The organism is Bradyrhizobium sp. SZCCHNR1017, assembly GCF_032381375.1.
Taxonomy (GTDB): Bacteria; Pseudomonadota; Alphaproteobacteria; order Rhizobiales; family Xanthobacteraceae; genus Bradyrhizobium.
In genome coordinates this window covers 129,180-142,784 of the sequence record NZ_JAUHIR010000011.1, presented here as the reverse complement: position 1 = coordinate 142,784, position 13,605 = coordinate 129,180, and the positions used below count along the sequence as shown (strand labels likewise).

The following is a 13,605-nucleotide window of genomic DNA, read 5'->3' as shown; positions in this document are numbered from 1 at the left end:
TCACCGCGCCACGAGGACACGAAGCAGCTCGGAGGCCGAGGTGACGCCGGCGCGGCACTTGGCAACGCCGTCGTCCAGCATCGTCGTCATGCCTTCCTGGATGGCCAGCCGATCGATCGCGAGCCCGTCGGCACGATCCGCGATCAGCTCGCGCAGACCACTGGTCAGCTCGAGCAGTTCGAACACACCAACCCGGCCTCGATAGCCGCTCTGGCCGCATCGCTCGCATCCCCTCGGGTGCCAGGTGATGTCGCCGGGGACGAGGCCAAGATGACCGAGGCGTGGGTCCTGGCGACACGCCTCGTCATCGAGCGGCTTCGGCGTCTTGCAGTGATCGCAGAGCTGGCGCACCAACCGCTGCGCGATCACCGCGCGCAGGGTCGACCGCAACAAGAAGCCTTCGACGCCGAGGTCGAGCAGGCGCGGCACCGCCGCCGCGGCGGTTTCCGTGTGCAGCGTCGTCAGCACCAGATGGCCGGTCAGCGCAGCATGGACGGCGACATGCGCCGTCTCGCTGTCTCGGATTTCGCCGACCATGATGACGTCGGGATCCTGACGCACGAAGGAGCGCAGCGCGCTCGCAAATGTCAGCCCGATCGCCGGCTTGATCTGTGACTGATTGATGCCGGGGATCTCATATTCCACCGGATCCTCGACAGTGAGGATCTTGCGCTCCGGCGTGTTGAGCATGGACAGGATCGTCGCCAGGGTCGTGGTCTTGCCGCTGCCGGTGGGCCCCGTGATCACGATCATGCCGTGCGGCAGCGTGATCAGGCGCCGGAGTGCAGCGTCGTCGCGGGTCGCGAGGCCGAGGCGGCTCGCAACCAGCTGCGAGCGATCCTTCGGCAGGATGCGCAGCACCGCCGATTCCCCGTGCTGGGTCGGCATGACCGCGACGCGGACGTCGATCTCGGCCCGGCCGGCGCGAATGCGCGCCGCGCCGTCCTGCGGCAGGCGCCGCTCGGCGATGTTCAGACCGGCGACGATCTTGATGCGCGAGATCACTGCCTGCGGCAGCACGCCTGAGGGCGCCGCGATCGGACGCAACAGGCCGTCGACACGCAGCCTGACCACGAGGCCGGTCGAGAACGGCTCGATGTGGATGTCGCTGGCGCGCATCTCCACCGCCTTCTCGATCAGATCGTTCACCGCGCGGACGACCGGCGCGCCGCTGGCGAGATCGCGCAGACTTTCGATGTCGTCGTCACGGATCTCCTGTGCCGGCGAGATCTCGGCGTCGTCGGAATCGCCAAGCCGCTGGTCGAGGACGACGGCGATATCCTCATGCGAGGCGACCTTGAAGAGAGTCTGCGGGCCGAGCACCAGTTCGGCGGCCCGCCGCACCGCCTGATCGGTCGGATCGGCCATCGCGAACACGGCGGCGCCGTCAGAATCTTTGTATGGATAGCCGAGCACCTCGCGGAGGAAGCGGTCGGAGAACTCGCTCACCGCGGGCAGTGCCGCCATCAGTTCGCGCAGCGCGACGCGCTCCAGTCCGGTGAAGCCGGCGACCTCCTCCGCGAAAACGTCAGCGGTCAGGCCGAACCTGTCCCAGAGCGCGATCTGCGTTTCGCCCGCAGCTCCGCCTTCGCCCGCCAGCTGGGGATGGCGCTCGCGAAGATAGGCATGAAATTGGGTCGACAGTGTACCGCTCATGGCGTGATCCGGGTGGCGCCCGTGCCGGGCCCAACGTCTCGGCACGCCGCTACTGGTGACCCACGTTATTGATCGCGAACATGACGGCTGTACGAATGCCGGAGGCGCCGACATTTCCGACACACATGCGGCGCAAAGGTCGGGCGGCAGCCGCCAATTATACATAAGTGTCATATTGGACCGCTATGCAGGCTGCGCGGTCTAAACGAGGCGCTGCTGCGTTTCGGCCGGTCAACACGAGTAGATCGGTAAGTCCATGTTTCGTATCGGCAATCGAAGCCAGTCCGCTGCGGTTGTCAGACCTGCCTCGCTGCTGGCGATTGCGGTGCTGCTCGCCTCCTGCAACATGGCAACGCTCAATTCCCAGGCCAGCGCGCCGGCCGATGTCGACGTCATCGACAAGGTGCGCTCGCTCGATATCCTGCCGCGCGACAGTGGACCGGTCGCATCGATCCAGGGACGCCCCGAGGTCGAGCGCGCGAGCGCGCGGACATATCAGGGGACCACGGTTCAGGAGGTCGCCGAGGTCAGGCCGCTTCCGGCGGCCGATGGCAAGGGCTATGACCTCAATTTCGAGAACACGCCGATCGCAGTGGTTGCGAAGGTCGTGATCGGCGACATCCTCGGCGCGGGCTACTCGATCGATCCCCGCGTGCAGGGCAGCGTCAGCCTGGTGTCGGCGCGGCCGGTGCCGAAATCCGACATCCTGTTCGTGCTGGAGAGCGCGCTGCGCCTGTCCGGCGTCGTGCTAGTCCGCGAAGGCGGCGGCTACAAGCTGACCCCGCTCGGCGACGCCATCGGCGCCGGACGCGTCGACGGCGAGGCCGGCCGCGCCGAGCCCGGCTACGGCGTCTCCGTCGTGCCGCTGCAATATGTCGGTGCGCAGACGATCCTCAAGCTGATGGACAGCTTCGCGACTCGCGCCGGCAGCGTGCGCGCCGACACTACCCGGAACTTGCTTCTGATCCAGGGCACAGGAGCCGAGCGACGCTCCGCGATCGAAACGGTGATGAGCTTCGACGTCGACTGGATGCGCGGCCAGTCCGTCGGCATCTTCCCGGTCAGCAATTCGGCGCCAGAGCCTTTGATGGCGGAGCTGGAGAAGATCATGGACTCCGGTGAGAACGGATTGAGCCAGAATCTCGTCAAGCTGCAGGTCGTCAATCGCCTGAACGCGATCATGGTCGTGACGCGCAAGCCAGCGCTGCTGCAGAGCGCGGCAACCTGGATCCGCCGGCTCGATCAGGCCGACTCCGGGCGCACCAGCGTCCACGTCTACCGGGTCCGCTACGGCGACGCGCGCCAGCTCGCCAAGGTGCTCACCGACATGTTCGGCGGCGCCGGCTCGTCCTCCACCGACGGCGCCGACGGCCAGACCGCGCCGGGGTCCGACGGCACGACGACATCGGTCGCCGATCGGCTCTCCTTCAACACAAATGCAGCGGGATCATCGGGTTCGAGCGCCAATCCGACGAGCCGGTCCCAAGCCGGTGGTCTCTCGAGCATGTCATCTTCGAGCACATCGTCCTCCAGCAGTACGCCGTCCTCGACCGGGCTGGAGCCACGCAGCAGTGGTGCTGGCGGAGGCCAGGCCATCATGCCGAATGTCCGGATCACCCCGGACACGGTGAACAACTCGCTGCTCATCTATGCCGACCGCGAGAACTACCGCATCATCTCCAGCACGCTGCAGCAGCTCGACCAGCCGGTGCTGCAGGTCGGGATCGACGCCACGATTGCCGAAGTGACGCTCACCAACGAGCTGTCCTACGGCGTGCAGGCCTATCTTTCGAGCAAGGTGCTCGGCCTCGGGACCGACAAAGGATCGATCACCAATACGCAAGCCACGTCGGTCGCCACAGCGACGACATCCGCGGCGACGACGGCCTTGATCAACCGCGCTCTGCCCGGCTTCAACTTCCTGATCGGACACGAAGCCTCGCCCAACATGATCCTCGACGCACTCCATACTGTCACCAGCGTCAAGGTGCTCTCCAATCCCTCGCTGGTCGTGATCAACAACCAGACCGCCACCCTGCAGGTCGGCGACGTCGTGCCGGTATCGACCGGCAGCGCGACCGTACTGTCGTCGAGCAATACTGTCGTCAACACCATCGACTATCGCAACACCGGCATCATCCTGCGCGTCGTGCCGCGCATCGCCGCCAACGGCAATGTGCGGCTCGAGGTCGAGCAGGAGATCAGCAACGTCGCGGCCCAGACCGCCACGAGTCTCACGCCGACGGTGTCGCAGCGCAAGGTCAAGAGCGCCATCTCGGTCGCCAACGGCCAGACCGTGCTGCTGGCGGGCCTGATCAGCGAGCAGCAGACCGGCAATCGCAACGGCATTCCGGGCTTCGACGAGATTCCGGTTCTTGGCGATGCGTTCTCGCATCAGGGCAAGAAGGGCACACGCACCGAGCTCATCATCTTCATCCGGCCGCAGATCATTCGCGACGGCAGCGATGCGCATCAGGTGGCAGAAGAACTCCGTTCCAAGCTCCGCGGATCAGTCGGAGCGAGCATCACGGATGATTTGCGTGTCCGCACCACCCGTTGACCCCAGCCACGTGATCCGGCCGACGATGGGGCGCCTCACCATCGCCTGCACCGCAGCCATCCTGCTGCTGGGAGCACTCGCCTCGCCCGTTCGCGCCGATTCGGTTAGCACCGCACGCATCGCCTATGCGCGCGGCGACTTCGTCCGCGCCGTGCGCGTGCTGACCCCGCCTGCCTTGCGCGGCGATCCACGCGCTCAGGCGATGCTCGGCTTCATGTATGAAAACGGCTTTGGAACCCCGCAGGCCTACGAGGTCGCGAGCGATCTCTATTGCCAGGCCGCCGCAGCCGGCAATCCGTTCGGCCAAGCGATGCTCGGCCTGATGTACGACAAGGGTCATGGCGTTCCACAGGACGTCGTGCTCGCCTACAAATGGCTGAACCTTGCTGCCGGACATGCCAAGTCGACCCAGCGCAGCTACTTCCTGCGGCTTCGCAACGCCGTCGCATCCAAGATGTCGGCCAGCCAGATCGCGCAAGGCCAAGCCCTCGCGCTGAGCTGGGTGCCCGGCCAGCTCTGACCAGTATCACCGGTCCATAGCCCGGCGAGCGCTGGCTCCCGACAGCAATGGAGTCAAGCCCCCGGCGGCACACGCGCTGCCAAGCTGGTGCTGTGACGTGCGTGTCCAGTATCCGCGCTGCTCGGCGCATTTCACAAAACCGAAGCAAGACCGACACCACGTTGCAATTTGTTGCCGCGATAGATCGTCGCAGGCAAGCGGCCATCAGCATGCGCGCGCCACCACCCTCCTCCGTCCGGAGATCTCATGACCAGAACAGTCACACGGTCCAAGGCGCTCGCCCTTGCGACCACCGCCGTCTTCACCGCGACCAGCGTCGCGCCAGCCTTCGCCGAACCGGCGACGAGTACGCCGATCGAGCATGTCATCATCATCGTCGGCGAGAACCACACCTTCGACAATCTGTTCGGCACCTACAAGCCGAAGGCGGGTCAGACGATCGACAATCTGCTCAGCAAGGGCATCGTCAACGAAGACGGCACGCCGGGCCGGCATTTCAAGAAGGCGGAGCAGCGGATCGGCCGCGACGAGGTTCGCTACACTGCCGAGACCGCGTCCACCGGCGCCTATGCGACACTACCGCAGCCCTACACCACCTACGGGATCGGCCTGCCGCAGAACGTCCTCGACACCCGCTTCCCGGCCAATCTTCCCAACGGCCCGTACCAGATTTCGAAATACGTCTCCTATGCGGCCTACACCGGAGATCCAGTGCACCGCTTCTTCCAGATGTGGCAGGACATCGACGGCGGCAAGCACGACAAATTCGTATGGGTCGAGCAGACCATCGGCACCGGCTCGAACGGTCAGCCCTATCCGGCCGGCGGGTTCAACCCGATGGAAGGCGCCATCTCGATGGGCTTCTACAATATGAACCCGTTCACCGACGCCGCCGGCAAGGCCCAGCCCGGTGACGCAGCGTTCTTCAAGCAGCTCGCCGACGAGTATGCGATCAGCGACAACTATCATCAGGCGATCATGGGCGGCACCGGAGCCAACTTCCAGGCGCTCGTGACCGGCCACGCCGCGTTCTTCACCAATCCCGAGACGCTGAACGGCGCCCCCGCCGTGCCCTACGCCAACCAGATCGAGAATCCGGATCCGGTTCCCGGCACCAACAACTACTACAAGCAGGACGGTTACAGCGGCGGCTCCTACGTCAATTGCTCGGACCCCAGCGCGCCCGGCGTCGCCGCCGTCAACGAGCAGCTTTTCAAGAACGGCGTCTATAGCAACAACTGCGCGCCGAACCACTATTATCTCGTCAACAACTACAGCATGTTCTGGAACCAGACCAGCGCCAAGCCGAATGCCCTCGGCTCGGACAAATTCGTGCTGCCGCCGCAGAGCGCGCCGACCATCGCCGACGTGATGACCGCAAAAGGCGTGTCCTGGAAATACTACAGCGCCGACCGCGGTGACGATGCCACCACCTTCGCCAAGAGCGTCGACGGCGTGCCGCTGCTGTTCCACTCCTATTGCGGCATCTGCGACCCGCTCACCGGCTTCAACAACATCATGAAGAACCCCGCCGAGGAAGCCAAGCTGCAGAACTACGGCGCCTTCGTGAAGGACGTGCAGAACAACACGCTGCCCGCAGTGTCATTCGTGCGTCCGTTCGAGGCGCTCGCCGGGCATCCCGCCGATTCGACCACCGACCTCTACGAAAAATTCCTCGAGGCCCTGATCAATCGCGTCAAGGCCAACCCGCAGCTCTGGGCCAAGACCGCGATCTTCATCACGACGGACGAGGGCGGTGGCTACTATGACTCCGGCTATGTCCAGCCGGTGGACTTCCTCGGCGACGGCACCCGCATTCCCTTCATCCTGGTCTCGCCGCTGGCCAAGAAGGGTCATGTCGACCACACCTATTACGATCACGTCTCGCTGCTGAAATTCATCGAGCGCAACTGGCGGCTGCCCACGATCTCCGCCGTCAGCCGCGACCGACTCCCCAATCCGATCCATGACCGGGACGGCAACCGCTATGTGCCGAAGAACCGTCCTGCGATCGGCGACCTGATGAATCTGTTCGCCTTCGGCGATAACGATGGCGATCACGATCACGACGGCGGCTGGCATCATCACGACCACGGTGAGCACGGATACGGCGACGACCGCTGATCGACCGGGAGTCTGCCGCTGTCAAGAACAGCCCGCCGCACACGTTGCGGCGGGCCATCTGCGCATTGTGCGCGGCGACGAGATTGATGGTGTACCGATTTGCAACATCGTGACGCCGTCAGCGGATTGTCAGCCGATCGTCACGCCCCCGTTATCGAGCCTCCGCATCGTCCCGCCGCCGCTTGAACGAAGCGGCGCGTTGCAACCGAGGTCTTGGGGGATCTTGCAGAATGTCACTTCGATCATCGTTCAAATCTGCCTTTCATGAATTGCTCACATTGTCCGTCACGGTGTCTTTGCTGGCGTTTTCCTCTGCCGCGCCGAGCCTTGCGCACGACCATGGCTTCGACGACGATGACGACAGCTACGCCATCGGCCTGTGGGGCGACCTGCCCTACTCCACGCTGCAGGCCACCGTCGGCGTCCCCAACCTGATCGCCGACATGAACGCCCATCGGCTGAAATTCACGGCGCACGATGGCGACCTGAAGCAGGGCTCCAATTCCGCCTGCGACGCCGGCCTCTACGCCCAGGCGCTCGCCTTCTTCAACAGCCTCGAGGCGCCCGCGATGTTCACCCCGGGCGACAATGACTGGGTCGATTGCGATCGCCCCTCGAATGGCGGCTTCAACTCGCGCGACCGGCTCGATTACGAGCGCAAGGTGTTCTTCTCGACGCCGTTTTCGCTCGGCCAGCGCAAGCTGCGCCAGGAGGTGCAGACCGATCCGCTGTGTCTGAGCGCCAACGGCACCAAGGTCGGCTGCGTCGAGAATCGCCGCTGGACCGTTGGCCGGGTCACCTACGCGACCCTCAACATCCAGGGATCCTGCAACAATCTCTGCGACACAAATCCCGATCCGGACGAATACAACGCGCGCAACGCGGCCGTGATTCTGTGGATGCAACAGACCTTCGCGGAAGCCAAGAGGCGCAACTCCGCCGCGGTGATGTTCATCACCCAGGGCAACCCGGGCTGGGACCAGGCCGATCCGACGCGCGCGCCGCTGCGCGATCCCAGGACGCTCGCCGAAGCCGACGGGCAGCCCGATGGCTTCGTCAGCTTTCTGACCGCCTTGCGCACCGAAGTCGAGGCGTTCCGCAAGCCGGTCGCCTACGTCCACGGCGATTCCCATTACTTCCGGATCGACCAGCCCTTCCTCAACAGTGCCGGCCAGCGGCTTGAGAACTTCGTTCGCGTCGAAACGTTCGGCGACAATCAGGGCAACGGCAACAACGACGTGCGCTGGCTCAAGGTGACCGTCGATCCGCGCAGTCGCGACGTGTTCTCCTTCCAGCCCGTCACGGTGCCAGCGAACCGCACCGCCGTGCCGGCGCCGACCCGCAACTGAGCCTCATGATGATCGGGTCGTCCAGCTTGGCTGGGCGACCCTTGTCTTTCGCCTCTTTCGCGGAGTTCTGGAGTCGGACTCAACCGAGCGACCGCAGCCAGGCCAGCCGGGCGATCGCCTGCGACGCCAGCCGCTGCATCAGATCGAGCCGGTCCGGTTCGGTCGCTCGCTCCGCATGCTCCAGATACGCGTCCGCGAGCGCCTCCGCCAGCACGGCCGCATCGGCTTGCGCGAGCCCAGCCGGCAGGCGCAACAGGTCCGCAACCTCCGATGCCATTGCCGCGGCTTCCTGCGCAAGCTCGCGCACGCGATCCGCCGGGCGGCCAGCGGCGCGCACAGCCATCGCGTCGAGCAACTCGGCGAGTCGACGCTCCAGCCGGCCGGCGTCGATCGTGCCGGCGTCCGACGCCACCGACGCCGCGCGCCTGGCGTCGGTCTCAAGATGATAGGCACGGCGCCGCTCCTTGCGCAGCGTCGCGACATGACCGAGTTCCTCTCGCGCCATCGCCTCGGACGCCCTCTTGACCTCGGGATCATCGGCAAATGCCGCAAGATAGGACCAGAACGCAAAGGCCCGCTCCTCGTTGCGCACCGCCATCGACAGCGCGCGGTACGGCGTCATCAGCCGCGAGTCCTGGATTTCGCGTGCCACGCCGGGCTCAAAGGTCTCCGGTGGTTGCCAGCGCACCAGCGACGCATCGGGGGCACGCCCCGTTCGCGCTTGCGACCATTGCGCGACACTGTCGACATGCTCGCGCTCGGCCGCGGCCAGCCTCGCGAAGACAGCGGCCAGATCGAGCCGGCCTTGACGCTGCATCTCTCCGGACAGCTCGTCGTAGCGATCGGCCGCCTCCTGCTCCATCGCATTGGCGAGCGCGAACAGCTCGTCGATCGAATGCAGGTTCCCGGCCGGTTCCGACTTGAGCGAGAGCGTGCGTGTCAACAACATATGATGGTCCGCCTGATTGTCCTGGCTTGTTTGATCCAGCGCAACGTCCGTCGGATTGCGACCCACTAGACAACCGGCACGATAAGGAGTCAATTTAACCCGACTCTATTTGCTCAGGGATTGTCAATGGCGACGATCCTTCCTTCCCCGAAACAGTCCTGACTGGAATACGGCCCCTTCGCGGGCCGTCCGTTCCGCTTGAGGTGATCATGGTTGCGAGTGATGTCGCCACCAATCGGTGGCGCATGCCTGCTATCCTGGTAGCAATCCTCATCGGGTTCTGCGCGATCGCGGCCCCGCGCGCAGCACATGCGGCCGGCGATCTCGCAACCTACCTCTCGAAGATCACGCCGGGTGAGCTGTTCCCGGATGCGGATCGTTTCGGCGAGCCGCAAGGCGAGCCGCCGATCATGCCGGTGTATCGCGGCGATCAGCTCAAGGGTTACGTCTATCTCAACTCCGATTTCGCCAATTCCGTCGGCTATTCGGGCAAGCCGATCCACATCCTCGTCGGCATCGATCCCAAGGGCGTCATCACCGGGCTGAAGCTGGTCGATCACAAAGAGCCCATCGTGCTGATCGGCATTCCCCAGCCACGCATCGTTGCCGCACTCAACGGCCTGCTCGGCAAGGACATGATGCCGATTGCGCAAGGCGCGGAACATGCGCCGCAGGCCGACATCGTCTCAGGTGCCACGGTCACCGTGCTGGTGATGCACGACAGCATCGTGCGCGCCGCCACGCGCCTGATCCGCAGCGGCCGCATCGGCGCCGGCTCAGCGGCGACCGCCGCCGCAGCGCAGCCCGGCGTGACCAAGACGGTCGATCCCGACAAGAGCGAGATCCGCGACTGGAGCAGTCTGCTCGGCGACGGCTCGGTGCGGCGCCTGCATCTCAGCATCGGCGACGTCAACGACGCGTTCGCCAAGTCGGGCAATGCGGCGGCCGCGCAGAATCCGGAGCCCGGCGATGCCGGCGACACCTTCATCGATCTCTATGTGGCCATGGCCAGCGTGCCCACGATCGGCCGCAGCCTGCTCGGCGACGAGGGCTATCAGCGACTCAAGCAGCGATTGCAGCCCGGACAGCAGGCGATCGTCGTCGCCGGCGACGGCGTCTACTCGTTCAAGGGCTCCGCTTATGTCCGAGGCGGCATCTTCGACCGTATCGAGGTGCTGCAGGAGGGCGGAAGCACACGGTTCCGCGACAAGAACCACATGCGACTCGGTGCGCTGACCGCCGCCGGCGCCCCTGCCCTGCGCGAGATCGGACTGTTCATCACGCCGCCCGAATTCACGTTCGACCCGACCGAGCCATGGCAGCTCCAGCTCCTGGTGCAACGAAGCACAGGCAGCCACGACAAGGCGTTCCTGACATTCGATGTCGACTACACGGTGCCCGACGCCTACTTGAAGCAGCAGACGCGCCCCGCTGTGTCGGCAGCGAAGGCGACGTCCGCGCGTCCCGCCCCGACCACGGCGCAACCGGTCGCCGACGACACCGAGGAGCCGTTATGGATGCGCATCTGGCGCTCGCAGACGGTCTCCATCGGCATCACCGCGCTGGCGCTGGCCGCGCTCACAGGGATCTTCTTCTTCCAGAACGTTCTGGTGCGCCGTCCCCGGCTCTACACCTGGGTGCGCCGCACCTATCTGCTGTTCGTGCTGGTCTGGCTCGGCTGGTACGCCAACGCCCAGCTCTCGGTCGTCAACGTCGTCACCTTCGTCAACGCGCTGCTGACCGGCTTCCATTGGGAGTTCTTCCTCGCGGCGCCCTTGATCTTCATCCTGTGGGCGGCAACGGCGGCTGGACTGCTGTTCTGGGGCCGCGGGCCGTTCTGCGGCTGGCTCTGTCCGTTCGGCGCGCTGCAGGAGCTGACCAACACAGTGGCAAAATGGCTCAAGGTGCCGCAGATCACGGTGCCCTGGGGGCTGCATGAGCGGCTGTGGCCGATCAAATACATCATCTTCCTCGGCCTGTTCGGGCTGTCGCTGTATTCGGTCGCGCTCGCCGAGCAGGTCGCGGAGGTCGAGCCGTTCAAGACCGCGATCATCCTGAAATTCTCGCGCAGCTGGCCGTTCGTGCTGTATGCCGCGGCGCTGCTCGGCATCGGCCTGTTCATCGAACGCTTCTTCTGCCGCTATCTCTGCCCGCTGGGCGCCGCGCTGGCGATTCCCGGACGCATCCGCACCTTCGAATGGCTGCGTCGCTGGAAGGAGTGCGGCTCGCCCTGCCAGCGCTGCGCCAAGGAATGTCCGGTGCAGTCGATCCATCCCGAGGGACACATCAATGTCAATGAATGCATCTACTGCATGCATTGCCAGGAGCTCTACTACGACGATCAGCGCTGTCCGCACATGATCCAGGTCCGGCTCAAGCGCGAGAAGTTCGAGGCGATGTCATCGCCGTCGATGCGCGCCGCCAAATCCGGTCCAAAGACCGTGATCACCCATGCCGGTCGGCCGACGACGGCGCCGGCTCAATCCAACGATCTCACTCATCCATCATAAGGAGACGACGATGGCGCACGACGACGACCAGACGAAACTCAGCCGCCGACAAATCGTCGGCACCGCCGCGCTCGGCGCGGCCGGCGTTGCCGGCAGCATCGGCCTCGGCAAGAGCGTCGAGACCACGCCGGCCGCCGCACAGTCGCGACCGGCGCAAGGCGCCGGCAAGGCGGAGGTCGCGCCCGGCCAGCTCGACGAGTACTATGTATTCTTCTCCAGCGGCCAGACCGGCGAGTTGCGGATCGTTGGCATGCCCTCGATGCGCGAGCTGATGCGCATTCCGGTCTTCAACCGGTGCAGCGCCACCGGCTGGGGCCAGACCAACGAGAGCCGCAAGATCATGACCGAGGGGCTGCTGCCCGAGACGCGCGAACGGCTCAAGGACCGGCTCGGCATCTGGATGAACGGCGACTGCCACCATCCGCACATGTCGTTCACCAACGGCACATATGACGGCCGCTACATCTTCATCAACGACAAGGCCAACACCCGGCTCGCCCGCATTCGCACCGACGTGATGAAATGCGACAAGATCATCGAGCTGCCGAACCAGTACACCATCCACGGCATGCGTCCGCAGAAGTTCCCGCGCACCGGTTACGTTTTCTGCAACGGCGAATATGAGGTGCCGCTGCCGAACGACGGCAAGGTGCTCGACGACAAGTCGAAATACTGGTCGATGTTCTCGGCCGTCGACGGCGACACCATGAAGGTCGCCTGGCAGGTGATCGTCGACGGCAATCTCGACAACACCGACTGCGACTACCAGGGCAAATATGCGTTCTCGACCTGCTACAACTCGGAGAAGGGCGTCACCCTGGCCGAGATGACGGCAAGCGAACAGGACTGGGTCACGATCTTCAACATCAAGCGCATCGAGGAGGCCGTCAAGAAGGGCGACTTCAAGGAGATGAACGGCGTTCCCGTGATCGACGGCCGCAAAGGATCGCCTTACACGCGCTACGTGCCGGTCTCCAACAGTCCGCATGGCCTCAACACGGCCCCCGATGGCATCCACGTCGTCGCCAATGGCAAGCTGGCGCCGACGGTCACGGTGATCGACGTCCGCCTGATCGACAACCTGTTCGACGACAAGATCAAGCCGCGCGACGTCGTCGTGGCCGAGCCGGAGCTCGGCCTCGGGCCGCTGCACACCGCCTTCGACGGCCGGGGCAACGCCTACACCACGCTGTTCCTTGACAGCCAGGTCTGCAAATGGAGCCTCGATCTCGCCAAGCGCGCCTTCAAGGGCGAGAAGGTCAACCCCATCATCCAGAAGCTCGACGTCCACTATCAGCCGGGCCACAACCACGCCTCGATGGGCGAGACCAAGGAAGCCGACGGCAAATGGCTGCTGTCGCTGAACAAGTTCTCCAAGGATCGCTTCCTGAATGTCGGCCCGCTCAAGCCGGAGAACGACCAGCTGATCGACATCTCCGGCGACAAGATGGAGCTGGTGCATGACGGCCCGAGCTTCGCTGAGCCGCATGACGCCGTGATCGTGCACCGCTCCAAGCTCGAGGGCCGCGTGACCTCGATCTGGAAACGCGACGACCCGTTCTTCGCCGACGCCCGCAAGCAGGCCGCAGCCGACGGCGTCACGCTGGAGAGCGACGCCAAGGTGATCCGCGACGGCAACAAGGTGCGCGTCTACATGTGGTCCAGCGCGCCCGCCTACGCGCTCGAAAAGTTCGAGGTCAAGCAGGGCGACGAGGTGACGGTCTATGTCACCAACATCGACGACGTCGAGGATCTGGTGCACGGCTTCTGCATCGTCAACTACGGCGTCAACATGGAGATCGATCCGCAGCAGACCTCGTCGGTGACGTTCATCGCCGACAAGCCCGGCGTGTACTGGTATTTCTGCACATGGTTCTGCCACGCCATGCACATGGAAATGCGCGGACGCATGCTGGTCTCGCCGCGGAACGCGTGAG

9 protein-coding genes are annotated in these 13,605 nt (G+C 64.8%); 7 read left to right on the top strand and 2 right to left on the bottom strand.

What is annotated here, in order from left to right; genetic code table 11:
• A complete protein-coding gene (locus tag QW863_RS25155; RefSeq protein WP_315717466.1) occupies window positions 1-1,656 on the bottom strand; it encodes a GspE/PulE family protein in 1,656 nt (551 codons plus the stop codon).
• 256 nt (window positions 1,657-1,912) lie between these two features.
• Between QW863_RS25155 and gspD the strand changes: the two genes are divergently transcribed.
• The 5 genes from gspD to QW863_RS25130 all read left to right on the top strand — a co-directional run bounded on the left by gspD (window position 1,913) and on the right by QW863_RS25130 (window position 8,209).
• Window positions 1,913-4,216 (top strand): type II secretion system secretin GspD, encoded by a 2,304-nt coding sequence (gene gspD / locus QW863_RS25150; protein WP_315717465.1) that lies wholly within the window; start codon window positions 1,913-1,915, stop codon window positions 4,214-4,216.
• Window positions 4,188-4,736 carry a tetratricopeptide repeat protein gene (locus tag QW863_RS25145; RefSeq protein ID WP_315717464.1) on the top strand — a complete coding sequence of 183 codons (549 nt, stop codon included), beginning with the start codon at window positions 4,188-4,190 and terminating at the stop codon, window positions 4,734-4,736. The genes gspD and QW863_RS25145 overlap by 29 nt, the downstream gene beginning before the upstream one ends.
• Window positions 4,737-4,982: 246 nt before the next feature.
• Window positions 4,983-6,860 carry an alkaline phosphatase family protein gene (locus QW863_RS25140; RefSeq protein ID WP_315717463.1) on the top strand — a complete coding sequence of 626 codons (1,878 nt, stop codon included), beginning with the start codon at window positions 4,983-4,985 and terminating at the stop codon, window positions 6,858-6,860.
• Entirely contained in the window at window positions 6,787-7,128 is a 342-nt protein-coding gene (locus QW863_RS25135) for a hypothetical protein (protein ID WP_315717489.1), read from the top strand. The genes QW863_RS25140 and QW863_RS25135 overlap by 74 nt, the downstream gene beginning before the upstream one ends.
• The gene (locus tag QW863_RS25130) at window positions 7,091-8,209 is read left to right on the top strand and encodes a hypothetical protein (protein WP_315717462.1); all 1,119 of its coding nucleotides are present in this window, start codon (window positions 7,091-7,093) and stop codon (window positions 8,207-8,209) included. Before QW863_RS25135 ends, QW863_RS25130 begins: the two co-directional genes overlap by 38 nt.
• 79 nt (window positions 8,210-8,288) lie before the next feature.
• Here the strand turns inward: QW863_RS25130 and QW863_RS25125 are convergent, their stop codons facing one another.
• Window positions 8,289-9,158: a ferritin family protein gene (locus tag QW863_RS25125; RefSeq protein WP_315717461.1), complete on the bottom strand. Its 870-nt coding sequence runs from the start codon at window positions 9,156-9,158 to the stop codon at window positions 8,289-8,291.
• 209 nt (window positions 9,159-9,367) lie between these two features.
• On the opposite strand from QW863_RS25125, the gene QW863_RS25120 reads away from it, so the two are divergent.
• Both QW863_RS25120 and nosZ read left to right on the top strand, forming a co-directional pair.
• Complete coding sequence (locus QW863_RS25120; protein ID WP_409977964.1) at window positions 9,368-11,668, top strand: 4Fe-4S binding protein; 2,301 nt, start codon at window positions 9,368-9,370, stop codon at window positions 11,666-11,668.
• 10 nt (window positions 11,669-11,678) lie between these two features.
• Window positions 11,679-13,604, top strand: coding sequence for a TAT-dependent nitrous-oxide reductase (gene nosZ, locus QW863_RS25115; protein ID WP_315717460.1), 1,926 nt, complete (start codon window positions 11,679-11,681; stop codon window positions 13,602-13,604).
• Window position 13,605 lies beyond the last annotated feature (1 nt).